General features: G+C 68.4%; 24 protein-coding genes. 3 read left to right on the top strand and 21 right to left on the bottom strand.

The annotated features are described in order from the left end of the window. The first annotated feature begins 2 nt into the window (after nt 1-2). Nucleotides 3-2,372, top strand: coding sequence for a TIGR02266 family protein (locus MEBOL_RS36320; protein ID WP_157823880.1), 2,370 nt, complete (start codon nt 3-5; stop codon nt 2,370-2,372). Nucleotides 2,373-2,387: 15 nt separating this feature from the next. On the opposite strand, the gene MEBOL_RS36325 is transcribed toward MEBOL_RS36320, so the two are convergent. The 8 genes from MEBOL_RS36325 to MEBOL_RS36360 form a co-directional block, all read right to left on the bottom strand. Then, nucleotides 2,388-3,149 (bottom strand): DedA family protein, encoded by a 762-nt coding sequence (locus MEBOL_RS36325; protein WP_095981696.1) that lies wholly within the window; start codon nt 3,147-3,149, stop codon nt 2,388-2,390. Between the two features lie 367 nt (nt 3,150-3,516). After that, complete coding sequence (locus MEBOL_RS36330) at nt 3,517-3,972, bottom strand: Crp/Fnr family transcriptional regulator (RefSeq protein WP_095981697.1); 456 nt, start codon at nt 3,970-3,972, stop codon at nt 3,517-3,519. A 40-nt stretch (nt 3,973-4,012) separates the two neighbouring features. Continuing rightward, nucleotides 4,013-5,395 carry a tRNA (N6-isopentenyl adenosine(37)-C2)-methylthiotransferase MiaB gene (gene miaB / locus MEBOL_RS36335; protein ID WP_095981698.1) on the bottom strand — a complete coding sequence of 461 codons (1,383 nt, stop codon included), beginning with the start codon at nt 5,393-5,395 and terminating at the stop codon, nt 4,013-4,015. Between the two features lie 83 nt (nt 5,396-5,478). Further along, nucleotides 5,479-5,982 carry a hypothetical protein gene (locus tag MEBOL_RS36340; RefSeq protein ID WP_095981699.1) on the bottom strand — a complete coding sequence of 168 codons (504 nt, stop codon included), beginning with the start codon at nt 5,980-5,982 and terminating at the stop codon, nt 5,479-5,481. Nucleotides 5,983-6,000: 18 nt separating this feature from the next. Further along, nucleotides 6,001-7,398 (bottom strand): VWA domain-containing protein, encoded by a 1,398-nt coding sequence (locus MEBOL_RS36345; RefSeq protein WP_095981700.1) that lies wholly within the window; start codon nt 7,396-7,398, stop codon nt 6,001-6,003. A gap of 105 nt (nt 7,399-7,503) precedes the next feature. Continuing rightward, a complete protein-coding gene (locus MEBOL_RS36350; protein ID WP_095983226.1) occupies nt 7,504-8,286 on the bottom strand; it encodes a globin domain-containing protein in 783 nt (260 codons plus the stop codon). Nucleotides 8,287-8,314: 28 nt separating this feature from the next. Beyond that, nucleotides 8,315-9,532, bottom strand: a complete 1,218-nt coding sequence (locus MEBOL_RS36355; protein WP_095981701.1) for an MFS transporter — start codon at nt 9,530-9,532, stop codon at nt 8,315-8,317. Nucleotides 9,533-9,550: 18 nt separating this feature from the next. After that, nucleotides 9,551-10,225 carry an HAD family hydrolase gene (locus tag MEBOL_RS36360; protein WP_095981702.1) on the bottom strand — a complete coding sequence of 225 codons (675 nt, stop codon included), beginning with the start codon at nt 10,223-10,225 and terminating at the stop codon, nt 9,551-9,553. A gap of 170 nt (nt 10,226-10,395) precedes the next feature. Here MEBOL_RS36360 and MEBOL_RS36365 point away from each other — a divergent pair, with 170 nt between their 5' ends. Continuing rightward, nucleotides 10,396-11,151 (top strand): DeoR/GlpR family DNA-binding transcription regulator, encoded by a 756-nt coding sequence (locus tag MEBOL_RS36365; RefSeq protein WP_095981703.1) that lies wholly within the window; start codon nt 10,396-10,398, stop codon nt 11,149-11,151. Between the two features lie 4 nt (nt 11,152-11,155). On the opposite strand, the gene MEBOL_RS36370 is transcribed toward MEBOL_RS36365, so the two are convergent. The 5 genes from MEBOL_RS36370 to MEBOL_RS36390 form a co-directional block, all read right to left on the bottom strand. After that, nucleotides 11,156-12,445, bottom strand: coding sequence for a class I SAM-dependent RNA methyltransferase (locus MEBOL_RS36370; protein ID WP_425437581.1), 1,290 nt, complete (start codon nt 12,443-12,445; stop codon nt 11,156-11,158). 2 nt (nt 12,446-12,447) lie between these two features. Then, complete coding sequence (locus tag MEBOL_RS36375; protein WP_095981704.1) at nt 12,448-13,104, bottom strand: CoA transferase subunit B; 657 nt, start codon at nt 13,102-13,104, stop codon at nt 12,448-12,450. A 3-nt stretch (nt 13,105-13,107) separates the two neighbouring features. Next, nucleotides 13,108-13,806, bottom strand: coding sequence for a CoA transferase subunit A (locus MEBOL_RS36380; protein WP_095981705.1), 699 nt, complete (start codon nt 13,804-13,806; stop codon nt 13,108-13,110). A gap of 33 nt (nt 13,807-13,839) precedes the next feature. After that, nucleotides 13,840-15,018 (bottom strand): thiolase family protein, encoded by a 1,179-nt coding sequence (locus MEBOL_RS36385; RefSeq protein WP_095981706.1) that lies wholly within the window; start codon nt 15,016-15,018, stop codon nt 13,840-13,842. Between the two features lie 188 nt (nt 15,019-15,206). Further along, nucleotides 15,207-16,916 carry a 30S ribosomal protein S1 gene (locus MEBOL_RS36390; RefSeq protein WP_095981707.1) on the bottom strand — a complete coding sequence of 570 codons (1,710 nt, stop codon included), beginning with the start codon at nt 16,914-16,916 and terminating at the stop codon, nt 15,207-15,209. A gap of 392 nt (nt 16,917-17,308) precedes the next feature. On the opposite strand from MEBOL_RS36390, the gene MEBOL_RS36395 reads away from it, so the two are divergent. Continuing rightward, nucleotides 17,309-17,974, top strand: coding sequence for a TetR/AcrR family transcriptional regulator (locus MEBOL_RS36395; protein WP_245919176.1), 666 nt, complete (start codon nt 17,309-17,311; stop codon nt 17,972-17,974). Here MEBOL_RS36395 and MEBOL_RS36400 read toward each other — a convergent pair. From MEBOL_RS36400 to MEBOL_RS36435, 8 genes are all read right to left on the bottom strand, one after another. Next, entirely contained in the window at nt 17,971-19,116 is a 1,146-nt protein-coding gene (locus tag MEBOL_RS36400) for an acyl-CoA dehydrogenase family protein (RefSeq protein ID WP_095981709.1), read from the bottom strand. The genes MEBOL_RS36395 and MEBOL_RS36400 overlap by 4 nt on opposite strands. 10 nt (nt 19,117-19,126) lie before the next feature. Continuing rightward, nucleotides 19,127-19,606, bottom strand: a complete 480-nt coding sequence (locus MEBOL_RS36405; protein ID WP_095981710.1) for an AgmX/PglI C-terminal domain-containing protein — start codon at nt 19,604-19,606, stop codon at nt 19,127-19,129. Nucleotides 19,607-19,620: 14 nt separating this feature from the next. Beyond that, a complete protein-coding gene (locus tag MEBOL_RS36410) occupies nt 19,621-20,763 on the bottom strand; it encodes an acyl-CoA dehydrogenase (protein ID WP_095981711.1) in 1,143 nt (380 codons plus the stop codon). Nucleotides 20,764-20,828: 65 nt separating this feature from the next. After that, nucleotides 20,829-21,605, bottom strand: coding sequence for an enoyl-CoA hydratase-related protein (locus MEBOL_RS36415; protein WP_095981712.1), 777 nt, complete (start codon nt 21,603-21,605; stop codon nt 20,829-20,831). A gap of 19 nt (nt 21,606-21,624) precedes the next feature. Then, nucleotides 21,625-22,473 (bottom strand): 3-hydroxybutyryl-CoA dehydrogenase, encoded by an 849-nt coding sequence (locus MEBOL_RS36420; RefSeq protein WP_095981713.1) that lies wholly within the window; start codon nt 22,471-22,473, stop codon nt 21,625-21,627. Between the two features lie 72 nt (nt 22,474-22,545). After that, the gene (locus MEBOL_RS36425) at nt 22,546-22,941 is read right to left on the bottom strand and encodes a hypothetical protein (protein WP_095981714.1); all 396 of its coding nucleotides are present in this window, start codon (nt 22,939-22,941) and stop codon (nt 22,546-22,548) included. Between the two features lie 5 nt (nt 22,942-22,946). Next, complete coding sequence (locus tag MEBOL_RS36430) at nt 22,947-23,411, bottom strand: hypothetical protein (RefSeq protein WP_095981715.1); 465 nt, start codon at nt 23,409-23,411, stop codon at nt 22,947-22,949. Between the two features lie 36 nt (nt 23,412-23,447). Continuing rightward, on the bottom strand, nt 23,448-24,536 hold the full coding sequence (locus tag MEBOL_RS36435) for an Mrp/NBP35 family ATP-binding protein (RefSeq protein WP_095981716.1): 1,089 nt from the start codon (nt 24,534-24,536) through the stop codon (nt 23,448-23,450). Nucleotides 24,537-24,569 lie beyond the last annotated feature (33 nt).

The following is a 24,569-nucleotide window of genomic DNA, read 5'->3' on the forward strand; positions in this document are numbered from 1 at the left end:
CGATGAAGCCGCCGTCTCCCTCGACCGCCCAGGGTGAACCCCTCGGCCTGGTCATCAAGCTGCCGTTCGCCACGTCCGAGGAGTTCCTGTCGAAGTACGGCGTCCATCTCACCCGAGGTGGAATTTACTTGCGTTCCAAGTCGGTGAAGCCTCCCGGGACTTCGGTCCGCTTGGAAATCAAGCTGGCGGATGGCTCGCGGGTCATCCATGCCCTGGCCGTCATCCAGTTCGTCACGGGACAATCAGGCCAGGGTCTGCCGGGCATGGGCTTCCGCTTCCTCACCGTGGATGCCGAGACCCAGCGCCTGCTCGACGCCGCCGTCACCCTTCTGCCCCACGCCGATTCGCTCTTGCCTCCCCTTCCGGCTGGAGTCGGTCCCGCCGATGCCTCGCTTCCCTCCGAGCCAGGAGGAGCGTCCGGCATGGCGCTGGAGGCCCCCTCCGTCGCGCCCACGCTCTTGAATGAGCCGGGGACACCCCACCTCGTCATTCCCGCCCATACGCCCCTTCCCGGGACGATCCCCGCGGTGACGTCGGCCTCGGAGCAGGTGTCGTCCGAAGCCCCACCCCCGCTCCCCGCTCCGGAGCCCCTCTCGAGCCGTCCCCCGCCTCCGGCCGAGACCCCGCCCCCACTCCAGGCCACCCAGGACCCCGCTCCCGTGCCAAGCGCCCCCGTCTTCGAGGCGCCCACCGAGGAGCCCAAGCGCACCGGGCCGGTGATTGGCATCGACCTGGGGACGACCAACTCCTGTGCCGCCTTCGTGCGCAACAACAAGCCGGGCGTATTGCCCAGCCGCGAGGGGCACAACACCGTGCCTTCCATCATCGCCCTCAACACCCGGGGCCGGCTCGTGGTGGGCCACCCCGCCCGGGGGCAGATGCTCACCAATCCCCGGCAGACGGTGTACGGGGCCAAGCGGCTCGTGGGCCGACCCTACGACTCCACCATCGTCCAGCAGATCCGCGACCGCTTCGCCTACGAGATCGCGCCCGGTGACGAGGGCGAGGCGGCGGTACGGCTCGGAGATCGCGTCTACTCCCTGCAGCAGCTCTCCGCGCTCATCCTGCGCGAGGTGCGCGAGGTGGCGCAGAACCAGCTCGGCCAGTCCGTGTCACGCGCGGTCATCACCGTGCCCGCCTACTACAACGACAACCAGCGCCAGGCGGTGCGCGAGGCCGGACGGCTCGCGGGCCTGTATGTCGAGCGCATCCTCAACGAGCCCACCGCCGCCGCGCTCGCCTACGGCTTCGGCCGCAAGCTCCAGCAACGCGTGCTCGTCTATGACCTGGGCGGCGGCACCTTCGACGCCTCGGTGCTCGAGCTCAAGGACACCCTCTACGAAGTCGTCTCCACCGGAGGCGATACCTTCCTGGGCGGCATCGACTTCGATCACGCCATCGTCGAGTACCTGTTGCAGCAATTCCAGGAGCGCACCGGCCTCTCCTTCCAGGGAGACCGGGTGGCACTGCAGCGGGTGCAGGACGCCGCGGAGCGCGCCAAGTGCGCCCTGTCCGAGCGCGCCGAGGTGCGCGTGCAGGTGGCCTTCCTGATGATGGCCGACGGCAAGCCCGTGGACCTGGACGTGAGCCTGTCGCGCGATCAGCTGGTGAAGCTCACCGGGCAGCTCGTGGATCGCACCCTCCAGGTGTGCGCCGAGGTGATGGACGCCAAGGGGCTCACGCCCAAGGACATCGACGAGGTCATCCTCGTGGGAGGCCAGAGCCGCTCGCCGCTCGTGCACGAGAAGATCTCCGCCTTCTTCGGCCAGGCGCCCACCAAGAACGTGCACCCGGACGAGGCGGTGGCGCTCGGCGCGGCGCTCCTGGCGCACAGCCTCGGACAGGCCGAGGGCACGGTGACGCTCGTGGACGTGCTGCCCATGGCCATTGGCGTGAGTCTGCCCGGCGGGCGCTTCAAGCCCGTGCTGGAGCGCAACGTGGCGCTGCCCGCGAAGAAGCGCTACGAGCTGGCCACCAGCCGCGAGGATCAGCAGGAGCTGGAGTTCATCATCCTCCAGGGTGACTCGGAGCGCGCCGTGGAGAACGAGTACCTGGGCACCTTGAAGGTCTCGGGACTGCCCCCGGGGCCCCGGGGTTCGGTGCGGGTGGCGATCACCTTCTCGGTGAACAACGAGGGCATCCTCCAGGTGATGGCGCGCGAGGAGTCCCTGGGCATCGAGGTGATGAGCCAGTTCAGCACCCGGGACACGCCCACGGAGCTCAAGGCGAAGCGGGACGCGCCGTCGGCCGATCAACCAGCGGCCCGCAGACCTCCCGTGGCACACGTGCCCCTGCCGCTGCTCGAGCAGGCCCGCCACGTACCCGCGGGCGGGCTCGTGGGTTGGCTCAAACGTCTGCTCGGGAAGGCCTAGAGGCCGCCCCCGCGCTCACTCGCGGATGCGCAGGCCCTCGGTGCCGGAGGCCTTCTCGGCCATCTCGAACACCGGAGACGGAGCGGCGGACGGGCCCTCGGAGGCCACGCCGCTGAGCAGGTGGGTGGGCAGCCCGGTGTTCACCGGCGACTTGAGGGTGGCGCCACGCTGGGCCACGACGCGCTTGCGCCACAGGAAGGCCGCCAGGCCACCCACCGCGAGCATGCCAAACACCACCAACTGCCCTTCCTTCATCCGCTCGATGGCGTAGTCCAGCTTGTCGCCGAAGTGGAAGCCGAGCCACACGAAGAACGGCGCGGACAGCAGCGCCGCCAGGCCATCCCAGAAGATGAAGCGCCCGTAGGACATGCCCGCCGAGCCGGCGGTGAAGTACGTCACCGCGCGCACCCCGGGCAGGAAGCGGGCGATCATCACGATCTTCTGCCCGTGCAGGCCGAACAGGCCCTCCACCTTGGCGCGCTTCTCCGGAGTGACGATCCGGGCGAAGAAACCCGTGGGCGAACGGCCCACCTGCGAGCCCAACCGCCGGCCCGCCAGGAAGATGAGGCTGTCACCCACCAGGATGCCCGCGAAGCCGATGGCCATCATGCCCGACAGGCTCGCGGCGCCCTTGTGGGCGAGGAATCCACCCAGGATGAGCGAGATGTCCTCGGGCAGGGGCACTCCGAGCCCGCACGCCACCAGGATGCCGAACACGGTGGCATAGGCGAGGATGCCTTGGGTGCTGCCCAGCAAGGAGGTCAGGAATTCTTGCACGCTCGTCTCGTCTCTTTCGCTTCCGGTGGAGGACCGACGGGGCTACCCGCGCCGGATCTCCAGCGCCCCCGCATCAACCGGGCACGCATCACCAAAACTCCGGGTCCGCCCCGGCGCGTCCACGATACCCTTCTGGGTGAAAGGCTCCATCCTCGGACGGAAGCCCCCCGTCCCCCGCTCTGGGTACGAGCGTCCAGGCTCGCTCGCCACCTTTCCCGCCGTGACATCCCCGCCGCGGGTGGATGCACGTGAGCGCGGGTCGTGGCCCCACCTCATTCCTCGCACATCCATTCATCGCTCCCGGGAATATTCCGCGAATCACTCACGCGAGAAGGTAGCACGGTGCGCAAGTGGGGGGCGGTGGGTGTCACGTCTTGCCCACGAGCGACTTCATGGCCTCGCGGTTGTCACGGACCTTCTGGCCGAAGTGCAGGACAATCCCCATGAGCAACTTCATACAGGCCTGGGGTTTCTGCACGGTCAGCTTCTGGAAGTCCGCGTGGCGGAATTCGACGGCGAACACGTCCGTGAGGGCCGTGGCGGTACACAACCGCTCGCCCTTCTGTAGCAGGGCCAGTTCTCCCAGGGGCTCTCCCGCCCCCACCTCGCCGAGCGTCGTCTCCTCTCCCGAGCCATTCCTCGCGCTCAAGCGCACGGAACCGTCGTGGATGATGAAGAGCGAGTCCCCCGGGCGTCCCTCGACGAACAGGGAGGAGCCCTTGGGAAATGCACGGGAGACCCCGACAGCGGCGAAAATCTGGAGGCCGACGTCGGAGAAGTCCTTGAAGAGCGGGCACGCCTTGAGTGCGGCAGCGACCTCCATGGGTGTGGGTCCTAACACACACCCCGGGCCACGTCACGTGTCAGGCCACCACGCACGATTCAGCGGGCTGGGGCAGCTCCGCGGGAGGCATCACCGTGGGTGGGCTGAGCACCTCGAGCTGCTTGCCCGCGAGCTGGTTGGGCGTGGCGCTCTCCACCTTCACCTTCACGAGGGCACCGGCCGGGGCGTCTCCCTCGAAGTTGACGGTGCGGTTCTCCGGCGTGCGGCCAAAGCGCTTGAGCGGGTTGTAGCGCGAGGGGCCTTCCACCAGCACCTCCACCTCCTGCCCCACCAGGGCCTGGGTGATCTCCCCGCTGATGCGCCGCTGCAGCTTCTGCAGCCGCTCGAGCCGTTCGATCTTCACCTCGTGGGGGATGGGACCCCAGTCGTTCTCTCGCAGCGCCGCGCCCGTCTTGGGCCGGGGGCTGTAGATGAAGGAGAACTGGTTGTCGTAGCGCACCTCCTCGGTGAGTGCGAGCGTGAGGGCGAAGTCCTCCTCCGTCTCGCCGGGGAAGCCCACGATGATGTCCGTGGTCATCGCGATGCCGGGACGCGCGGCGCGCAGCTTGCCCAGGCGCACCATGTACTCGGCCACGGTGTAGTCGCGCCGCATCCGCTTGAGCACCGGATTGGAGCCGCTCTGCACCGGCAGGTGGAAGTGCGGGCAGATCTTCGGCTGCACGCGGAATGCCTCGATGAGCTCGTCGGACAGGTCATGCGGGTGGCTCGTGGTGAAGCGCACGCGCTCGATGCCCGGCACCTCCGCGCAGCGCAGCAGCAACTGCGCGAAGCTCACCCCGCCCAGGTACGAGTTCACGTTCTGGCCGATGAGCGTCACCTCGCGCACGCCCACCTGCGCCAGGCTCGCCACCTCGGTGAGCACGTCCGGGAAGGGCCGGCTCACCTCGCGGCCGCGCGTGTGCGGCACCACGCAGAAGGAGCAGACGTTGTCACAGCCCTTCATCACCGTGACGAACTCGGTCACCTTGCCGCGGCTCGTCTCCGGGTCCGCGCGCGGGAAGACGTACTCCTCGGAGTCCACCCACGCCGTCTCCACCACCCGCTCGCGCTCGCCCTTCACCCGGCCGATGATGTCCGGCAGCTTGGCGATGGAGTCCGGGCCGAAGACGAAGTCCAGGTAGGGCACCTTCTTGAGCAGCTTGTCCTTCTCCTGCTGGGCCACGCAGCCCCCCACCCCCAGGAGCGTGCCGCGCGCGAGCTTCACCTGGCGGTAGCGGCCCAGCGCGGAGAGCATCTTGTCCTCGGCCTTCTCGCGGATGGAGCAGGTGTTGAGGATGATGAGGTCCGCCTCCTCCGCCACCGGCGTGGGCCGGTACTCGAGCGTGCCCAACACCTCGCTCATGCGCATCGAGTCGTTGACGTTCATCTGGCAGCCGAAGGTGTGGATGAAGTAGCGCTTCATGGGTCTTTCCGTAAGAAGAACGGGCCTTTATCCGATGGGGCCCGGCGGATTGCAACACCTCGGGCGACGGGCTCGCGCTCCCGTCACGCCCGGGTGAGGGCCTTCTGCATCCGGGTGTGCAGGGCGACCAGGCGATCCTCGTGGCCGTTGAGCAGGTCGATGGAGCCCTGCCCGTAGCGCCGGGCCAAGGGCTCCAGGTCCTCGATGCGGCGCAGCTCGCTCCGGGCCTTGTCGGCCTTCTCCTGGGAGGCCGCGTCCTCGCGCTTCTCCAGGGCCGCCAGCCGCTCGCGCAGCGTGCGGGCGGTCCAGCGCTGGCCACCATAGGCGCGCAGGAGGGACGTTCCCAGCTCCACCACCTTGACGTCCAACCCGGACGCCTCGAGCCCCTTCTGGTGGGCGTCCACGAGGGCTCCAGCGCCTTCGGGTGCTCCCTCCAGATGGGTGAGGAAGGCTTCCTGGTAGCGCAAGAGGCCCCCGAGCTCCGCCTCGGTGAGGGGATGGGCGGACAGCCGGAGCGTCCGGGAGTCGGCCGAGTCCATCCGGGCCGAGGCGGACGCGTCGAGGTCATCGAACATGGAACGGGACATGGTGTCGCTTTTCCTCTTTCAGGAGGGCACGAGCTGCTCCGCGATGCGGGACAGGTCGGCCACGGAATTCACCACCACGGCGTGGTGGCACTGCTTCGCGTAGGTCAACATCTCGCTGTCGCCAAAGCCCCAGTTGGCGCGCTCCTCGGGGCACACCCAGAGCAGGCGCTTGCACTTCTGCTTCAGATCCTTGAGCGCCCAGGCGTTGGCGGCGTTGTAGTTGTTACGGCCGTCTCCGATGATCATCACCGTGGTGCGGCGGGTGATGGCGCCGAGCTGGTTCTTCGTGAAGGAGGAGAGCGCCCGGCCGTAGTTGGAGTTGGCGGTGAGGGACACGGCGCCCCCCAGGGTGGCCAGGTCGATCGCCCGGTCCACGTCCTGCTCCTTGAAGTGCTGCGTCACCTCGCCCACGTCCGACACGAAGACGAACGAGCGCACGCGCACGAAGAGCGACTGCAGCGTGTAGGTGAAGAGCAGCATCATCCGCGAGGCGTTGCGCACCGAATCCGAGATGTCACAGAGCACGACGACCTCGGGGCGCTCGGGACGGCGGGCGCGGAACTGGGGCACCATGGGCACCCCACCCCACGGCAGGTTGCGGCGCAGCGTGCGGCGCACGTTGAGCGCGCCCTTGCGCCGCGAGCGCTGCTTGCGGATGAGCCGCGCCTTGAGCTTTTCCGCCAGGGTGCGCACCGCCGACTGCATTTGATCCAGCTCGGCCTGGCTGAGCTGGTGCAGGGGCTTGTCCGCCACCCCGCCCGAGGGCTTGCGGATGCGCGCGTCCGCCTGGCGCTTCACCTCACGCCGCGCCGCGTCCTCCACCTTGCGCAGGGCCTCGGCCACGTGGCGCGAGACGATCTCCACCCCATCCGTGGGCAGGCCTCGCTTGCGCAGCTCCTCCTCGAAGGCCTTGAGCTCCGAGCGCGCCCGGTCCATCCCCGCCGCCATCATCAACCGCCGGGAGAAGAAGCCCATCTGCATGGACGTGCCCATGCGCGACAGGTCCAACTGCAACGTGGCCGCGCGGAAGATCTGCGCGAGCCGGGCCCTGTCCCCCAACAGCGCCGCCTGCGCGAGCGGGGACATCTCCGGGAAGAGCTGGTTCATCTGGTACAGCAGCATCGTCAGGTTGTCGCCCTCGACGAGCCCCTGATCCTGGATGCTCTGGGCGAGCGACTTGTCGATGCCCTCGAACGTCTTGGCCGCCCCGGAGAAGAAGAAGTCGAAGGCGCGCTGGAACAGCTCCACATCCTGCTCGCGCTTGATGAGGGTGGTGCGCAGGACGGCGCGGAAGACGGTCTTGTCTCCGAGCCCCACCTCCGCGGTGGCCCGGGCCGCGTCCGTCACCTCGGACGTGCTGACCCGCACGCCGTTCTGGCGGAGGACCTCGGCGAATTCGACGATGCGTGCGTCCATGTGGCGGTGTGACCCCTGGCTCCCAGGTCCCCTGACCAAGCCCAGATCCAGGACGTAGCGAGAAGACCCAGGAAGTGCACGTCCTTTGTTTCGGACGACAGCCACCTACTGCTTGGAGGATACGCCCGCCGGGGAGGCCACGAGCAGGACGTCTCCCTCTTGGACGTGCTGGCGCAGGAAGGTCAGGGCCTCGTCCGCCCGCGTGCGCTCCTCGAGCTGCTTGACCTGGAGCCGGTAGACGTTGCCTTCCACGGGCATGAGGGGGGCGTGGCGCAGATGGGTCCGGGGATCGCCCGGAGGCGTCAGCTTCAAGGTGAGGTACTGCCCGGGCGTGAAGGGCGCGATCGGTTGACCATCCTCGGGGTGCAGGTCGAACATGGTGGCGTGTGGATCCTCGGTGCGCTTGTTCCGCACCACGAAGCGCCGGAAGCCCTTCCAGCCTCCGGGCTGGGCATGGGCTTTCTCATACAGCTCGCGCTCGACGGAGATGAAGACCGAGGCGATCTCCTGATAGGCCTCGGCCCAGGCCCCGAGGATCTCCCCGGTGGCCGCATCCCCCAGCACCTCCTTGATGGCGGCGAGCAGGTGCTGGCCCACGATGGGATAATGCTCGGGCACGACGCCCAGGGCGCGGTGCTTGTGCGCGATGTTCCTCACCGCCGGGAGGATGGCCTCCAACCGCTCGATGTTCTGCGCCGCCGCGTAGACGGCATTGGCCAGGGCGGCCTGCTGCTTGCCCTCGCGCTGGCGGGCCTGGTTGAAGACGTCGCGCAGCTCCGGGTGGCTCTCGAAGAGGCGCTGGTAGAAGCGGGTGGTGATGGCCTCACCGTGCACCTTCAGGACGGGCACGGTGGACTGGATGATCTCGATGGTTCGGGGCGCGAGCATGCGCCGCAGCATAGCGCCCGCGCGCGTGTCAGGCAGCCGCGCGGAGACGCCGATGCTCCAGTCCCATCGACACCCCGAAGAGCGCCAGGCCCGCGACCGCCATGGCCGCGCCCACGGCCCCCGTGGCGTTCCAACCCAGGCCCGCCGCGATGACGAGTCCCCCGAGCCAGGCCCCCAGGGCATTGGCGAGGTTGAAGGCCGAGTGGTTGAGCGACGCGGCCAGCGTCTGGGCATCCGCGGCGACGTCCATGAGCCGCGTCTGCAGTCCCGGCACCAGCGCGAAGCCCATGCCGATGGCGAACGCGGACAGGGACGCCAGCCAGGGGTTGCGCGCGGTGAGCCAGAAGGAGCCAAGCGTGATGACGTTCCAGAGCAGCGCCGCGACGATCGTCTTCGGCAGCGAGCGGTCCGCGAACGACGCGCCCACCAGATTGCCCACCACCATGCCGAGGCCCACCCCCGAGAGCACCAGGGGCACGAGCGCCAGCCGCAGTCCCGCGAGCTCGGTCAGGGTCGGGGTGATGTAGCTGTAGACGGCGAACAGCCCCCCAAAACCCACCGAGCCCACGCCCAGGGTCAGCCACACCTGCACGCGCCGCAGCGCGCCAAGCTCGCGCAAGGGACTGGCCCCCTCCACGGCGCGGGTTCTCGGGATGTGGAGCAGCGTGAGCAGCCAGGCGCTCGCCGCGAGCCCGCCGATGAGCAGGTACGCCGTGCGCCAGCTCGCGACCTGCCCGAGCCCCGTGGCCAGAGGCGAGCCCACGACACACGCGATCGTCAGTCCGAGCATGAGCCGTCCCACCGCGCGGGCCCGCCCCTCGGGCCCGGCGAAGTCCGCCACCACCAGGGCCGCCACGCCGAAGAAGGTGCCGTGGGGCAGACCGGACAGGAAGCGCAAGAGCCACAGGCTCTCATAGGACGGAGCGAGCGCGCTCGCGAAGTTGCCAAGCGCCAGGGCGGCCAACAGGCCCAGGAGCACCCGGTGGCGCGGGAGCCGGGCGCATACCACCGCGAGCACGGGCGCGCCCACCATCACCCCGAGCGCGTAGGCGCTGATCAGATGGCCCGCCTGGGGCACGGAGACGTGCACCTCCCGGGCGACATCCGGCAAGAGGCCCATGATGGAGAACTCGCTCGTGCCGATGGCGAAGCCCCCGAGCGCCAGGGCGAACTCGGTCCAGCGGGCCTGGGCCCGGGACACGGGCGCGGACAGCGCGCCGAGCGAGGAGAGTGGAGCGGAATGCATGACGGTGTCCTTCGGAAGTCAGGGGGCGATATCGGTGGGCAGCGCGCGGAAGTCCTCGGCGATCCAGTGCGGCGCCTCGCGCGACAGGACGTCCCGGGGAAACGAGGTGGTCAGCGCGACGCAGCTCGCGCCGGCGGCCCGGGCGGCGCGCAGGCCGGCCACGGCGTCCTCGAACACGAGGCACGCGCTCGGGGAGACTCCCAGCGCCGCGGCCGCCTTGAGATACACCTCGGGATGGGGCTTGCCTTGGACGACGTTCGCCGCGGTGATGCGCACCGGGAACGCCTCGCTCAGGCCCAGGCGCGACAGGGCACGCTCGGCGTGCGAGGGCGTGGCGCTCGTGCCCAGGGCCCAGGGCACCCCGGCGGCCCGCAGGGCCTGGAGGAACTCCCGCACCCCGGGGACTGCGGACACGGGCTCGGTCTCCAGTGCCTGGAGGACCAGCGGCTCCACTTCCCGCATCATCGCGGCGAGCGTGTCCTCACCCAGGGCCGCGCCGAACCAGTCGCGCAGGGTCTCTCGGGCCGGGCGCCCGTTGCTGGCGAGCAGCTGGGCCCCGGTCGGGACGAATCCGCGCGCGAGCCCGAACCGCTCCCACACCCGGTAGTGCAGGGCCGTCGTGTCGATGATGACGCCATCCAGGTCGAACAGGACGGCGGAGAAGGGATAGGGTGTCGAGCGCCGGAGCTGCATGAAGGTGCGCCTTTCCGCACGGAAACCGCACGTTCGTGCCGAATCGTGTAACAACACGGAGTTAACATGCCCGATTCGGCGGTTTCAAGTCGAAGGCATGTGAATTCATGCGGGATCGGGCACCTCCGTGCACGCTTCCGCCGGTTTCTGTCGGAAAGGCGGTTGGCCGAATGCTCACCCTCGAGCGGCGCAAGCGAATCCTGGAGACCCTGGCGAATGACCAGCGCGTGGTGGCGAGCGCCCTGGCCGCCGAGTTCGGCGTATCGGAGGACACGGTGCGGCGCGACCTGCGGGAGCTCGCCGAGGAGGGCCTGCTCCGGCGGGTCTACGGCGGAGCGGTTCCTCGGTCGCCAGTGTCCCCCACCTACGCCGGGCGCCGGGGCGAATCGGTGGCGGCCAAGAGCGCCATCGCCGCCACTGCGGCGGGCTTCTTCCGGGCCGGTCAGGTGGTGTTCATCGACGCGGGCACCACGGCCCTGGCGGTGGCCATGCACATTCCCAAGGAGCTGGCGCTGACGGTGGTCACCCACAGCCTGCCGGTGGCGTCGGCGCTGGCGGAGCATCCGACGGTGGAGGTGATCCTCCTGGGCGGGCGGGTGCTCAAGGCGGCGCTGGCCACGGTGGGGGCCGAGACGGTAGAGGGCTACCGGCGGATCCGCGCGGACCTGTGTGTGCTGGGGACGGCGAGCGTGCACCCGGACATTGGCCTGGGCGTCTTCGTCCACGAGGACGCCGAGGTCAAACGCGCCATGGTGGGGGCGGCCGCGGAGGTGATGGTCGTCGCCGCGGGGGAAAAGCTGGGCACCACCGCGCCCTTTCTCGTCGGGCCACTGTCGATCGTCGATCGACTGGTGACGGACGAGGCTGCGCCGGATGAGGTGACCCGGACCCTCGCGAGGGCGGGAGTCGACATCGTCCGGGGCTGAGCCGTTAAGTACCCACCTCGAAGGCCATCACGGTTTCCACGTGATGCGTCTGGGGGAACATGTCCACCACCTGGAGGGCCGTGGGGGCATAGCCCGCCTCCACGAGGCCGCCCGCGTCCCGGGCCAGGGCGCCAGGGTCGCACGCCACGTACACCACGCGGTGGACGCCCAGGGCCTTGAGCCACTTCGCGAGCCCCGGCGCACCGGTGCGGGGTGGATCCACCAGGGCCAGGTCGAATCGTCTGCCTTCGCGGATGAGTCCTTCGCAGGCCTTGCGGACGTCACCCTGGATGAAGCGCACGTTGGCCACCCCACCCTCGCGCGCGCCGCGCTGGGCCAGATCCACGGACACGGAGGAGGACTCCACGCCGAGCACCTGGGCGGCGATCGCGGCGATGGGGAAGGTGAAGTTGCCATTGCCCGAGTACAGCTCCAGCACCGAGTCCGTCTCCCGAGGCGCCAGTTCGTGCACGGCGGCCGTCACCAGGCCCACGTTGGCCTCGGCATGGGCCTGGGAGAACGCGTCCGGGCGCAGGAACAAGGGCACTTCCGGGCGCAGGGGCGAGAGCGAGCGCAGCACCGGCTTGCCGATGATGCGGGGCGAGCCCTCCTTGGGGACCAGCACCGCGCCCTCGAGCCGCAGCGCGCGCACCGCCGCCTCGGCCGCCTCCACGTAACGGGGCGTCACCTGCCCCTGGAGCATCACCGCGAAGGCCGCCTTGGATCCCTCGGCGAGCAGATGCACTTCTTCCGCCTCGCGGGACAGGGGCTTGAGCAACGGCCCGAGCTTGCCGGGCAGCTCGGCCAGGGCGGGCACGAGCGCGGGACACACCTGCACGGGCACACGGTCGTGACTGCGCCGCCCGAAGTAGACCAACTCGTCCTTGAGGAAGTGCAGCACCGCGCGGCGCCGGTAGCCGAAGTCCCTCGGGGCCACGAGCAGGGGCCGCACGGTGAAGGCGTCCCGCTTCACGTGGCCCAGGTGTTCCAGCGCGGAGAGGACGATCTCCTGCTTCGCGGCACGCTGGGCGGGCTCGGCGAGTTCCAACCAATCGCATCCGCCACATCGGGCGCTGAGGGCACACGCGGAGGGGCGCCGGTCCGGGGACGCCTCCAGCACGTCCCCGAGCAGATGCCCGCGCAGCACCCGCCCCTCCTGCTCCAGCCGCACCCGCACCCGGTCGCCCGGGAAGGCGCCGGGCACGAAGACGGTGCGGCCCTCGTGGGAGGCCACCCCCTCTCCGAGTTGCCCGAGGCGCTCGATGGTCAACTCGATGGGCGAATCCGGCAGCACGCTCAGATCTTCATCTCGCGCAGGTCCGGGGCCACCTTGAGCTTGGGCTCGGTGAGGGCCTGCACCTGCTCCACGGTCACGCCCGGCGCCACCTCGCGCAGCACGAGCCCTTCCGGCGTCACGTCGATGAAGGCGTACTCGGTGACGATGTGGTTGACGCACTTGAGACCGGTGATGGGCAGCGCGCACTGCTTGAGGATCTTCGGCTTGCCCTCCTTGTTGGCCTGCTCCATGGCCACGAAGACGCGCTTGGCGCCCACCGCCAGGTCCATGGCGCCACCCGGGCCCTTCACCATCTTGCCGGGGATCATCCAGTTGGCCAGGTCACCCTGCTCGCTCACCTCCATGGCGCCGAGCACGGCCAGGTCGATGTGGCCTCCGCGGATCATCCCGAAGGACAGCGCCGAGTCGAAGTAGGCCGAGCCCTTGACGACGGTGACGGTCTCCTTGCCGGCGTTGATGAGGTCCGGATCCTCCTCGCCCTCGAGGGGCCAGGGGCCCATGCCGAGGATGCCGTTCTCCGAGTGGAGCATGATGTCCATGCCCTTCGGGACGTAGTTGGCGACCAGGGTCGGCATGCCGATGCCGAGGTTGACGTAGTAGCCGTCGCGCAGTTCCTGGGCGATGCGCTGGGCGATCTGCTCACGGGACAGGGGCATGGCTCAGGCCTTCTTCTGGACGGTGCGGCGTTCAATCCACTTCTGCAGGTTCTTCGCCTGGATGATGCGGTGCACGAAGATGCCGGGCAGGTGCACCTGATCCGGGTCGATCTCCCCGGCCTGCACGATGTGCTCGGCCTCGACGATGGTGACCTTGCCGGCCATGCACATCATCGGAGAGAAGTTCCGGGCCGTCTTGTTGAACACCAGGTTGCCCCAGGTGTCGGCCTTCCACGCGCGCACGATGGTGAAGTCCGCCTTGAGGGGCGCCTCCAGCACGTGCAGACGCCCGTCGATCATCCGGGTCTCCTTGCCCTTGGAGAGCTCGGTGCCCGCGCCCGACGGCGTGAAGAAGCCGCCGATGCCACAGCCCCCGGCGCGGATGCGCTCGGCGAGCGTGCCCTGGGGGTTGAGCTCCACCTCCAACTCCTTGGAGATGAACTGGCGCTCGAACTCCTTGTTCTCTCCCACGTAGCTGGCGACGATCTTCTTCACCTGCTTGGCGTTGAGGAGAATTCCCAGGCCGAGCTCGGTGGTGCCGCAGTTGTTGGAGATGATGGTCAGGCCCTTGGTGCCCTTGCGGTGGATCGCCGAGATCAAGTTCTCGGGATTGCCACACAGCCCGAAGCCGCCACTCATGAGCGTGGCGCCATCGGGGATGTCGCGGACGGCCTCGTCCGCGCTCGGGATGATCTTGTTCATGCTCCCCTCCTCTTCACGAGCCGCGTGGGTGGACTAGCGCTCCACCATCAGGGCGATGCCCTCGCCGCCGCCGATGCACAACGATGCCACGCCGCGCTTCTTGTCCAAATCCTTCATCTCGTGCAGCAGCGTCACCAGCACGCGCGCGCCCGAGGCGCCAATCGGATGGCCGAGCACCACGGCGCCACCGCGGGGATTGACCTTCGCGGCATCCAGCCCGAGCAGCTTGTTGTTGGCGATGGCCACCACGGCGAAGGCCTCGTTGATCTCCCAGACGTCCACGTCGCTCGTCTTGTGGCCCGTGCGCTTGAGCAGGGCGTTGATGGCGTCCGTGGGGGCGATGGTGAACTCCACCGGCTTGCGCGCGGCGCCGGCGTAGCCGGTGATGCGGCCAAGCACGGTGCGCCCTTCCTTCTTGGCGCGCTCGGCGCTCATGAGCACCAGCGCCGCGGCGCCATCGTTGATGGAGGCGGCGTTGGCGGCCGTCACCGTGCCGTCCTTCTTGAACACGGCCTTGAGCGTGGGGATCTTGTCGACCTTGGCGCTCTTGGGGCCGTCGTCCTCGCTCACCACCACGTCGCCGCCCTTGCCGCCCGTCACGGTGACGGGGACGATCTCCCGGGTGAAGAGGCCGCCCTGCTGGGCCGCGATGGCGCGCCGGGTGGACTCGAGCGCGTACTCGTCCTGGGCCGAGCGGGGAATCCCCTGGCTGGTGGAGCACTCCTCGGCGCAGATGCCCATGTGCACGTTGCCGTACACGTCCCACAGGCCGTCATGGATGAGAGCGTCCTTGAACTCCACGTGGCCCATGCGGGCGCCGCCGCGCATGTTGGGGCTCAGGTAGGGCGCGTTGCTCATGGACTCCATACCGCCGGCGACCACCACCTCGGCGTCCCCGAGGGCGATGGCCTGGGCCCCGGCGATCACGGCCTTGAGGCCCGAGCCGCAGACCTTGTTGAGGGTGACGGCGGGGACACTGTCCGGGATGCCGGCGAAGATGGCGGCCTGGCGCGCGGGGGCCTGGCCCACGCCCGCCTGGAGCACGCAGCCCATGATGGTCTCGCTCACCTGGTCGGGAGCCACGCCCGCGCGCTCGAGGGCCGCCTTGATGGCGACCGCGCCGAGCTGGGGGGCCGTCAACTTGGAGAGGGAGCCCTGAAAGGCCCCGATGGGAGTCCGCGCCGCGCCCACGATGACGACTTCACGCGCCATGATCCGCCTCCTGGAAAAATGCTGGGATGAGGTTCAATAACTCCCGGCCGTGCCCTTATCACCGTGCTCGGAAGGAGGGTCAAGCACACCGCTCCGCCAGAATCCCAAGTGACACGAAAAAGCAGACAGCCGGGCCCCCACTCGGGAACCCGGCCGCCGTGCTGTGCTTCTACGAGGCGTGAAGCGGACTACTTCTTGAGCTTGCTCGCCATGACGTCGCCGAGGCGCGCCTTGGAGCCCTCGGCCTGGCGGCGGAGGTACTCGCGGTAGTCCTCGCCCTCGCCGATCAGGGCCTTCATCGACAGAGCGACCTTCCGGTCCTGGGTGTTGATGTCGATGATCTTCACCTCGACGTCCTGGCTCTCCTGCACCACGTCACGCGGGTTCTCGACGCGCTCCTCCTTCAGCTCGGAGACGTGCACGAGGCCCTCGATGCCGGGCTCGATCTCCACGAAGGCGCCGAAGTCCGTCACCTTGGTGACCTTGCCCTTCACGCGGCTGCCCACCGGGGTGCGCTCGCTGAGCGTGTCCCAGGGGTCCGGCTGGAGCTGCTTGATGCCCAGGCTGAAGCGCTCGTTCTCGACGTCGATGTTGAGCACCACCGCCTCGACCTCGTCGCCCTTCTTGAACATCTCGCCCGGGTGCTTGATGCGCTGGGTCCAGGAGATGTCGGACACGTGCACCAGGCCGTCCACGCCCTCCTCGACGCCGACGAACACGCCGAAGTCGGTGACGTTGCGGATCTGACCCTTGATGACCGAGCCGATCGGGTACTTGTCCTCGAGCAGCGTCCAGGGGTTCTGCTCGATCTGCTTCATGCCCAGCGCGATGCGCTTGGCCTTGGGATCGATGTCGAGGACGACGGCCTCCACCTCCTGGCCGACCTCCAGCATCTTGCTCGGGTGCTTGAGGCGCTTGGTCCAGGACATCTCGGACACGTGCACCAGACCCTCGACGCCCTGCTCGATCTCGATGAAGGCGCCGTAGTCGGTGATGGAGACGACCTTGCCCTTGACGCGGGTGCCGACCGGGTACTTCTCGTCGGCGCGGTGCCACGGATCCTCCTGGATCTGCTTGAGGCCCAGGCTGACGCGCTCCTGCGCGGGGTCGAACTTGAGGACGACGACGCGGACCTCGTCACCCACGTTGAACATCTCGGAGGGGTGACCGATGCGGCCCCACGACATGTCGGTGATGTGGAGCAGGCCGTCGATGCCGCCCAGGTCGATGAAGGCGCCGTAGTCGGTGAGGTTCTTGACCACGCCCTTGAGGACCGCACCCTCCTTGAGGTTCTTGAGGGTCTCCTTCTTCATCTCCTCGCGCTGCTTCTCGAGGAGCACGCGGCGGCTGAGCACGATGTTGCCGCGCTTCTTGTTGAACTTGATGACCTTGAACTCGAATTCCTTCGAGATGTACTGGTCGAGGTTGCGCACGGGGCGGATGTCGACCTGGCTGCCCGGCAGGAACGCCTTGACGCCGATGTCGACCGAGAGGCCGCCCTTGACGCGGCCCACGATGGTGCCCTTGACGATTTCATCGCGCTCGCAGGCGGCGCTGATCTCGTCCCAGATGCGCATCTTGTCGGCCTTCTCCTTGGAGAGGACGACCATGCCGGTGTCGTTCTCGCGGCTCTCCAGGAGGACCTCGACCGGGTCGCCCGCCTTGACGGAGACCTCGCCGCGAGGGCTGGTGAACTCGGAGATCGGAACCTGTCCCTCGGACTTGTAGCCGATGTCGACGATGGCGTAGTCCTTGGTCACCTGCACGACGGTGCCCTTGACGATCTCGCCTTCCTTCAGGATGCCCTCGCCGCCACGCTCCTTGAGCGAGGCCTCGAACATCGCGGCAAAGTCCTCGTCGCCAACATCTCCGATCTGCTGGTTCACGTTCTGCTGCATTTGGTTGATGATCCTTGGGAAACGGTGCTGCTGCCCCCGGTTGTTGGACGTCGGCCACTCGCGGGGAGCTACGGGTGGCCCGCGATCAGTTCCACAGTGGAGCTGACTCGAAGCCGCGCACCCTAGACACCGGTTATACCGGCAGTCAAGCGAGCACGTGGCCCTGGATTCAGATCTGTCAATACGGCGCTGACACCCGGATGTCCTTTTTCCTCCAAGGAGCCGCGTGTCCTCTGTCCAGGGGACGGTAGGTCCCGGGCGCACAGGGTGCCAGGGTCTGGATCTGAACGCCCCCTGCCCGCCTGGGTAGCGGGCATGAACTCCAGGGCCAGCAACCCAAGTACACGTTTTCGTTGTCAAAGCCGCCAATGAAACCCGCTAGGATGGAAGCGATGGTTGCCCGACGTCCGGCTCGCGGTTCCCGCCCTTCTCCCCCCCGGCGGCGCCGTACCCCCGAGGAAGCGAAGGAGGCCATCCTCCTGGCCGCCGAGCCGCTCCTGGTGGAGCAGGGGCCGGATCGCGTGGGCCTGCAATCGGTGGCGCGTGCCGCGGGGGTGAGCCATGCGCTCGTCACGCACTATTTTGGCACCTACGAGGCGCTGGTGCGTGAAGTCCTCTTGCGCCGCACCCGGCTGCTCGCGGAGGACTTCCAACGGCAACTCCTGGAGACGGGCGCGCCGCCCAGCGCCAGCAGGTTGCTGGAGCGCTTCTCCTCGGTCTTCCAGGAGAAGGGCCATGGGCGGCTGATGGCGTGGGCCCTGCTCACCGGGCGCGCCGAGCACACACCGCTGGGGCCTCACCCGGGGCTGCGTGTCGTGGTGGACGCGCTGGAGTTCCAGGTGGGCCGCATCGCCGCCTCGCAGGGTCAGCCGCCTCCGTCCCGCGAGGCCTTGGAGATGACGCTGCTGGTGGGGCTGTGCGCCAGCCAGTGGTACACGCTCGCCCGGCGGCAACTGCTCTCCGCGCTGGGGCGGACCGCGGACGCCGAGGCCGACGCCCAGTTCCAGGCGGTGCTCTCCGCCATGCTCCATGGCGCCCTTGGCGTGGAGCCGTCCTAATCGAGCAGCTTGAACGTCTCGCGGGCGATGACGAGGCGCTGCACCTCGCTGGTGCCCTCGTAGATGGTCTGCACGCGGGCGTCGCGGAAGTAGCGCTCCACGGGGAACTCGTCGATGTAGCCGTAGCCGCCGTGGATCTGCACCGCCTTGTCCACCGCGCGGTTGGACATCTCGCTCGCGAAGAGCTTCGCCATGGAGGCCTCGCGGGTGAAGGGCTTGCCCTGCTCCTTGAGGTACGCGGCGCGGAAGGTGAGCAGCTCCGCGGCCTGTAGCTCCGTGGCCATGTTGGCCATCATGAAGCGCAGGCCCTGGAACTCGCCAATCGCCTGGCCGAACGCCTTGCGATCCTTCGAGTAGCGCACGCTCGCCTCCAGCGCCGCCCGCGCCACGCCGCACGCCTGCGAGGCGATGCCGATGCGCCCGCCGTCCAGGGCGATCATCGCCAGCTTGAAGCCATCCCCCTCCTTGCCCAGGAGGTTGTCCGCGGGAATGGCGCAGTCCTCGAAGGTGAGGGCCACCGTGTTGGACGCACGCAGGCCCATCTTGTCCTCGTGCTTGCCCACGTGCAGCCCCGGCGTCCCGCCCTCCACGATGAAGGCGGAGATGCCCTTGCTCCCCTGCCCTCCCGTCTGGGCCCACACCACCATCACCCCCGCGTAGGCGCCCGAGGTGATCCACTGCTTGCTGCCGTTGAGCACCCACGTGTCCCCGCGCCGCACCGCCGTGGTGCGCATGGCGCGCGGATCCGAGCCCGCATGCGACTCGGAGAGCGCGAACGAGCCCGCCACCGCGTCACCCGACGTCAGCCGCGTGACGAACTTCTCGCGATGGGCGTCCGTGCCGTAGGTGTGGATGAGCTCGGCGCACATGTTGGTGACGGCCATGGTCACCGATGTGGAGGCGCACGCGGCCGCCATCTCCATCATCGCCAAGGAGTAGGACAGGACGCCCGCCTCGGCGCCGCCGTACTTCGCGGGGATGTTCACCCCCATGAGCCCGAGCGAGGCCAGCTCCCGGTACAGCTCGGGGGAGAAGTGCTCCTCCCGGTCGAAGCGGGTCGCGTGGGGGGCCACCCGCTCGCGGGCGAACTTGCGCGCGGTGTCGCGAATGAGCGTCTGGGTCTCGGAGAGCTCGAGGTTCACGGAGGGCTTCCTACTTGATGGCCTTGAGGTTGAACGGGTACTCGATGGGGTACGCGCGCTTGTCGGGCGGCGGGGGGAAGTTGATGCTGATCAGCACGTTCACCACGCACTGGTTGAGCCGCTCGTTCTTGAGCGTCGTCCCCGCCTGGGCCACCTTCGCGTCCCGCACGAAGCCGTCCGGGGAGATGGTGAAGGTCGTCAGGATGCGGCCCTCCTCCACCTTGCTGCCCTTGCCCGCGAGCACTTCCTCGTAACACTCCTGGATGTCGCGCGAGTAGTACCGCATCACCTCGCGAATGGAGTCCGGGGTGAAGGGCATCCGGGTGACGTCCGGAGGCTGGGGCCGGGTGGGCACGGCGGACTTCTTCTCCGGGGCTGGAGCCTCGGCGGCCTGCGTGTCCGGGCTGGTGGACGCGCCCTTCTTCGTGCCCTGGGCCAGCGCCAGGCCCGAGGCCAACACCACCGCCACCGCGATCGACGGATGCTTCATGGCGTAGCGACTCCCTAGTCCTTCAACAGGTTGGTCGAGATGACGATGCGTTGGATCTCGCTCGTCCCCTCGTAGATTTCGGTGATGCGCGCGTCGCGCACGTGGCGCTCCACGTCCATCTCCTTGGAGTAGCCCATGCCGCCGTGCACCTGCAGGGCCTTGTTGGCCACGCGGCTGGCCATCTCGCTCGCGTACAGCTTGGCCATGGCGCTCTCGCTGGAGTGGCGCACGCCCTGATCCTTGAGCAGCGCCGCGCGCAGCACGAGCAGGCGCGCCGCGTCGATCTCCGTGGCCATGTCGGCGATCATGAACTGGATGGCCTGGTGCTCGCGGATGGACTTGCCGAACGTCTTGCGCTCGCCCGAGTAGCGCACCGCCTCCTCGAAGGCCGCGCGCGCGATGCCCAGCGCCTGGGCCGCGATGCCGATGCGCCCGCCGTCCAGCGTGCTCATGGCCACCCGGAAACCATCGCCCTCCTTGCCCAGGATGTTCTTCGCCGGCACGCGCATGTCCTCGAAGAACATGCTGCACGAGTGCGCCGCGCTGATGCCCATCTTCTTGTCGGGCTCGGCGCGGATGAAGCCCGGGGTGTTGGTGGGCACGAGGAACGCGGTGATGCCCTTGTTGCCCGCTTCCTTGTTCGTCATCGTGAACAGCACGATGGCGTCCGCCTTGGGGCCGTTGGTGATCCAGTTCTTCGAGCCGTTGATGATGTACTCGTCGCCCCGGCGCACCGCCGTGGTCTTCTGGGCGCTCGCGTCGCTGCCCGCCTCGGGCTCGGTGAGGCCGAAGCAGCCGAGCTTCTCACCCCGGGCGAAGGGCGTGAGGAACTCCTCCTTCTGCGCCTCGGTGCCGTACTTGTTCACCGGATCGCAGTAGAGCGAGTTGTTCACGCTCATGATGACGCCCGTGGAGGCGCAGCCGCGGCTGATCTCCTCGATGGCGATCGCGTAGCTGACGTTGTCCAGGCCCGCGCCGCCGTACTGCTCCGGCACGGCCACGCCCAGCAGCGACAGCTCCGCCAGTGACTTCAGCGCCTCGGTGGGCCACTGGTGGTGCTCGTCCCACTGACGGGCATTGGGGGTCAGCTCGCGCGCGGCGAACTCGCGGCATACCCGCTGAATCTCACGCTGGATGTCGCTCAGCTCGAAGTCCATGACACTCCTAGAAGGAAGGAAATGGAGGGACACCGTTCAACGATGGCCCTCGCGAACGGGGATGACTACCGGCCGGTGAAGGCCGCCGGGCGCTTCTCCAGGAAGGCCTTCATGCCTTCCTTTTGATCCTCGGAGCCGAAGAGGACGGCGAAGCCCTGACGCTCCAGTTCGTTCGCCGCGCGCAGATCCTGATCGGCGCCGTACTCGATGACGCGCTTGGCCTGGGAGATGGCGAGCGGGCCGTTCTTGAGCAGCTTGCCCACCACGGCCTTGCAGTGCGGCAGCAGCTGATCCGCCGGGAGCACGTCCAGCACCAGGCCGATCTCCTTGGCCTTGGCGGCGTCCAGGCGCTCGCCCGTGAAGACGAGCTCCTTCGCGCGCATCTTGCCCACCACGCGCGTGAGCCGCTGGGTGCCGCCAAAGCCCGGGATGACGCCGAGGCTCACCTCGGGCAGGCCGAGCTTCGCCTTCTCCGAGGCGTAGATGAGATCGCACGCGAGGGCGAGCTCGCACCCACCGCCGAGCGCGAAGCCGTTCACCGCGGCGATCGTCGGGATGGCGAGCTGCTCGAGCGTCTGGAAGACGCGGTGGCCGAGCGCGGCGAACTCACGGGCCTGGGCGGCGCTGATGGAGGCCATCTCCGCGATGTCCGCGCCCGCCACGAAGGCCTTGTCACCCCCGCCCGTGACGATGAGGGCTCGCACCGTGGCCGGCAGCGCGTGGAGCGCGGACTCCAGCTCCTGGAGCGTCTTGCTGTTGAGGGCGTTGAGCGCCTTGGGGCGGTCGATGGTGAGGATCGCGAGGGCGTCCTCGAGGTCCAGCCGGATGTTCTCGTAGGCCATGTGTATAGGTCCTTCGTTCCTAGTACTTGTAGAAGCCGCGGCCGCTCTTCTTGCCATACCAACCCGCGTCCACGTACTGGCGCAGCAACGGGCTCGGCCGGTACTTGTCGTCCCCCAGGCCCTCGTGGAGCACTTGCGCGATGTAGAGCACGGTGTCCAGGCCGATGAAGTCCGCGAGCTGCAGCGGACCCATGGGCTGGTTGGTTCCCAGCTTCATCGCCGTGTCGATGTCCTCCACTGAACCCACCCCCTCCATGAGCGCGAAGCAGGCCTCGTTCAGCATGGGGATGAGGATGCGGTTGACGATGAAGCCCGGGAAGTCCTTGGACACCACCGTCGTCTTGCCCATCTTCTCCGCGAGCGCGCGCGTCGCCTGGTAGGTGGCGTCCGACGTGGCCGCGCCCCGGATGAGCTCCACCAACTGCATGATCGGCACCGGGTTCATGAAGTGCATGCCGATGACGTTCTCGGGGCGCTTCGTGGCCGCGGCGATGCGGGTGATGGAGATGGACGAGGTGTTGGTGGCGAGGATGCCGCCGGGCTTCACCACCGCGTCCAGCTCCAGGAAGATGCGGCGCTTGAGTTCCTCGTTCTCCGTCACGGCCTCGACGGCGAAGTCCACGTCCTTCACCGCGGAGGCGCTCGTCGAGGTGGCCAGGTTGCCGTCCGCCAGCTTGAAGCGGGCCTCGTCCAGCTTGCCCTTCTCCAGCAGCTTCTTGAGCCCCGCGCGGATCCGCTCCTCGCCCTTGGCGAGCCCTTCCTTGGACACGTCCACCAACGTGACGCGCAGGCCCGCTTGCAGCGCCACCTGGGCGATGCCCGACCCCATCTGCCCTGCCCCGACGACGATGATGTGCTCCGTTGCCATGGCGTTGACCTCTTCGAGCGGTAAATTCGTAAATGAGGGACCGGGCGGCTATAGCCCTCGCCCCCCCACCGGTCAACGATTCACGGGAGCCCGCAGTCCACGTTCCACACGGATGTCTTCGTCCGTGAGGGTCAGGCGATCCACTCGGGGTGGAAGCGACGGGCCGCTCGCGCCCCGGGCGAATATCCACACTTCATATGCACCCGAGGGCAAGGTGGCTTTCACGATGAGCGCGGATGGAGGGGAATCGGTAAAAGTGTGTATCTCGCGCTTTACCAGTTCGTCGTCCGCGTCCTTCACCTGCACGTCGATCGAGCGGATGGCGCTCCAGTCCCGGCCCTCGAGCCGCCAGACCAGCTCGCGCTCGGGCACCTCCCCACGCTTCCACAACCACAGGCCCAGCACCGCCAGCACCAACAGGGGCAGCCGCTTGAGCAGCGGATGCTGACGCCACGGACTTCCCGTCACGCCCCTCACTCCTTCTTCGAGGCGGACTTCTTGCCGCCGCGTCGCGTGCGCAACTCGGAGATGGCCACGTCGGTGCGCAGGGGCTCGCCCTTCTTCTCGTCGGCCTCGGCGGGCACCAGGCGGATCTGCGCCTTCACCTCCACCGTCATGCCCGAGAGGAACTTGAGCGCCTCGTCGCGCAGCTTCTCCGACTGCAGGAAGCGCCGCAGTTCCTCGGACACGACACGGCCCACCTCGTCCTTCGTCTTCTCCGCCTGGCCGAGGATGTAGCCGAGCACTTCCTTGGGCAGCTTGAGCTGGCCCGCCATGGCGCGCAGGCCCTCTTCCGTCATGAAGAGGGCCCCCAGCCCCGCCACCGCCACCTTGCGCATGAACTCGGGCACGAACCCCGCCCGGCTCCCGTCGCTCCGCTCCTGCTCATCTCCGAGTAACGGATCGAAGTCGGTCGCGGGGTCCTTGTCGGTCTTCATGAGCGGGGGTCCTCGGAAGCGGGGTTGTCGGGACTCCTAGCGTACCACCGGCAGCTTCACCGCCACCCGCATGTTCTCCGTGGAGACCCGACCCGCGATGTTGCGCGCCATGGCCCGGAAGGCCTGGGCCTCGGGGCTGTCCGGAGCGCCGATCACCACCGGCACGCCCGCGTCACCCGCCTCGCGGATCTTCAAATCGAGGGGAATCTCCCCGAGGAAGGGGATGGAGAACATCTGCGCCGCCCGGTGGCCACCGCCCTTGTTGAAGATGGGCGTGACGTGCGAGCAGTTCGGGCACACGAACTGGCTCATGTTCTCCACGATGCCGAGCACCGGGATGTGTACCTTGTCGAACATCTGCTTGGCGCGCACCACGTCCGCGAGCGCCACGTCTTGGGGCGTCGTCACCAGCACCGCGCCCGCCGCCCGCACCGACTGGGACAGGGACAGCGCCACGTCACCCGTGCCCGGGGGCAGGTCGAGGATGAGGTAGTCCAGCTCGCCCCAGCGCACGTCGCGCACGAGCTGCATCAGGGCGCCGTGCAGCATGGGCCCTCGCCAGATGAGCGCCTGATCCGCCTCCACCAGGAAGCCGATCGACATCACCTTGAGGCCGTGCTTCTCCATGGGAAGCAGCGTCTTGCCGTCCGGGCTGGTGGGCTTGTCGGTGATGCCCGTCATCAGGGGCACCGAGGGGCCGTAGAAGTCCGCGTCGAGCAGGCCCACCTTGGCTCCCTCGCGCGCCAGGGCCGTGGCCAGGTTCACCGACACCGTGCTCTTGCCCACGCCTCCCTTGCCCGCCCCCACCAGGATGACGTTCTTCACCTGGGGCAGCAGCGCCTGGCCCGGGGTTCCTCCCATGCCGGCCGGCGCCGAGCGCACCTGGGCGCCCCACTCGATGTCGAATGTCTTGAGCCCCGGCACGCCCTTGAGCGCCGCCTCGGCATCCGCCTGGATCTTCCCCTTCATCGGACAGGCCGGCGTGGTCAGCTCGATCTTGAGCTTCGCCTTGTCGCCCTCCACGCGGACATCCTTCACCATCCCCGCCTTCACCAGGTCGATGTGCAACTCGGGGTCCATCACCTTCGACATCGCCGCGAGGATGTCGCGCTCGGAAACGCTCATGCTGGGTTACCTGAATCCTTGAATCCGGGGATG

The organism is Melittangium boletus DSM 14713 (assembly GCF_002305855.1).
In the GTDB taxonomy this organism is placed as follows: Bacteria; Myxococcota; Myxococcia; order Myxococcales; family Myxococcaceae; genus Cystobacter; species Cystobacter boletus.

Coding starts and splice junctions, on each gene's coding strand:
- MEBOL_RS36320 (WP_157823880.1), top strand. CDS start 3: ATGAAGCCGCCGTCTCCCTCGACCGCCCAGGGTGAACCCCTCGGCCTG.
- MEBOL_RS36330 (WP_095981697.1), bottom strand. CDS start 3,972: ATGGAGGTCGCTGCCGCACTCAAGGCGTGCCCGCTCTTCAAGGACTTC.
- miaB (WP_095981698.1), bottom strand. CDS start 5,395: ATGAAGCGCTACTTCATCCACACCTTCGGCTGCCAGATGAACGTCAAC.
- MEBOL_RS36340 (WP_095981699.1), bottom strand. CDS start 5,982: ATGTCCCGTTCCATGTTCGATGACCTCGACGCGTCCGCCTCGGCCCGG.
- MEBOL_RS36345 (WP_095981700.1), bottom strand. CDS start 7,398: ATGGACGCACGCATCGTCGAATTCGCCGAGGTCCTCCGCCAGAACGGC.
- MEBOL_RS36350 (WP_095983226.1), bottom strand. CDS start 8,286: ATGCTCGCGCCCCGAACCATCGAGATCATCCAGTCCACCGTGCCCGTC.
- MEBOL_RS36355 (WP_095981701.1), bottom strand. CDS start 9,532: ATGCATTCCGCTCCACTCTCCTCGCTCGGCGCGCTGTCCGCGCCCGTG.
- MEBOL_RS36360 (WP_095981702.1), bottom strand. CDS start 10,225: ATGCAGCTCCGGCGCTCGACACCCTATCCCTTCTCCGCCGTCCTGTTC.
- MEBOL_RS36365 (WP_095981703.1), top strand. CDS start 10,396: ATGCTCACCCTCGAGCGGCGCAAGCGAATCCTGGAGACCCTGGCGAAT.
- MEBOL_RS36375 (WP_095981704.1), bottom strand. CDS start 13,104: ATGCCCCTGTCCCGTGAGCAGATCGCCCAGCGCATCGCCCAGGAACTG.
- MEBOL_RS36380 (WP_095981705.1), bottom strand. CDS start 13,806: ATGAACAAGATCATCCCGAGCGCGGACGAGGCCGTCCGCGACATCCCC.
- MEBOL_RS36385 (WP_095981706.1), bottom strand. CDS start 15,018: ATGGCGCGTGAAGTCGTCATCGTGGGCGCGGCGCGGACTCCCATCGGG.
- MEBOL_RS36390 (WP_095981707.1), bottom strand. CDS start 16,916: ATGCAGCAGAACGTGAACCAGCAGATCGGAGATGTTGGCGACGAGGAC.
- MEBOL_RS36395 (WP_245919176.1), top strand. CDS start 17,309: ATGGTTGCCCGACGTCCGGCTCGCGGTTCCCGCCCTTCTCCCCCCCGG.
- MEBOL_RS36405 (WP_095981710.1), bottom strand. CDS start 19,606: ATGAAGCATCCGTCGATCGCGGTGGCGGTGGTGTTGGCCTCGGGCCTG.
- MEBOL_RS36410 (WP_095981711.1), bottom strand. CDS start 20,763: ATGGACTTCGAGCTGAGCGACATCCAGCGTGAGATTCAGCGGGTATGC.
- MEBOL_RS36415 (WP_095981712.1), bottom strand. CDS start 21,605: ATGGCCTACGAGAACATCCGGCTGGACCTCGAGGACGCCCTCGCGATC.
- MEBOL_RS36420 (WP_095981713.1), bottom strand. CDS start 22,473: ATGGCAACGGAGCACATCATCGTCGTCGGGGCAGGGCAGATGGGGTCG.
- MEBOL_RS36430 (WP_095981715.1), bottom strand. CDS start 23,411: ATGAAGACCGACAAGGACCCCGCGACCGACTTCGATCCGTTACTCGGA.
- MEBOL_RS36435 (WP_095981716.1), bottom strand. CDS start 24,536: ATGAGCGTTTCCGAGCGCGACATCCTCGCGGCGATGTCGAAGGTGATG.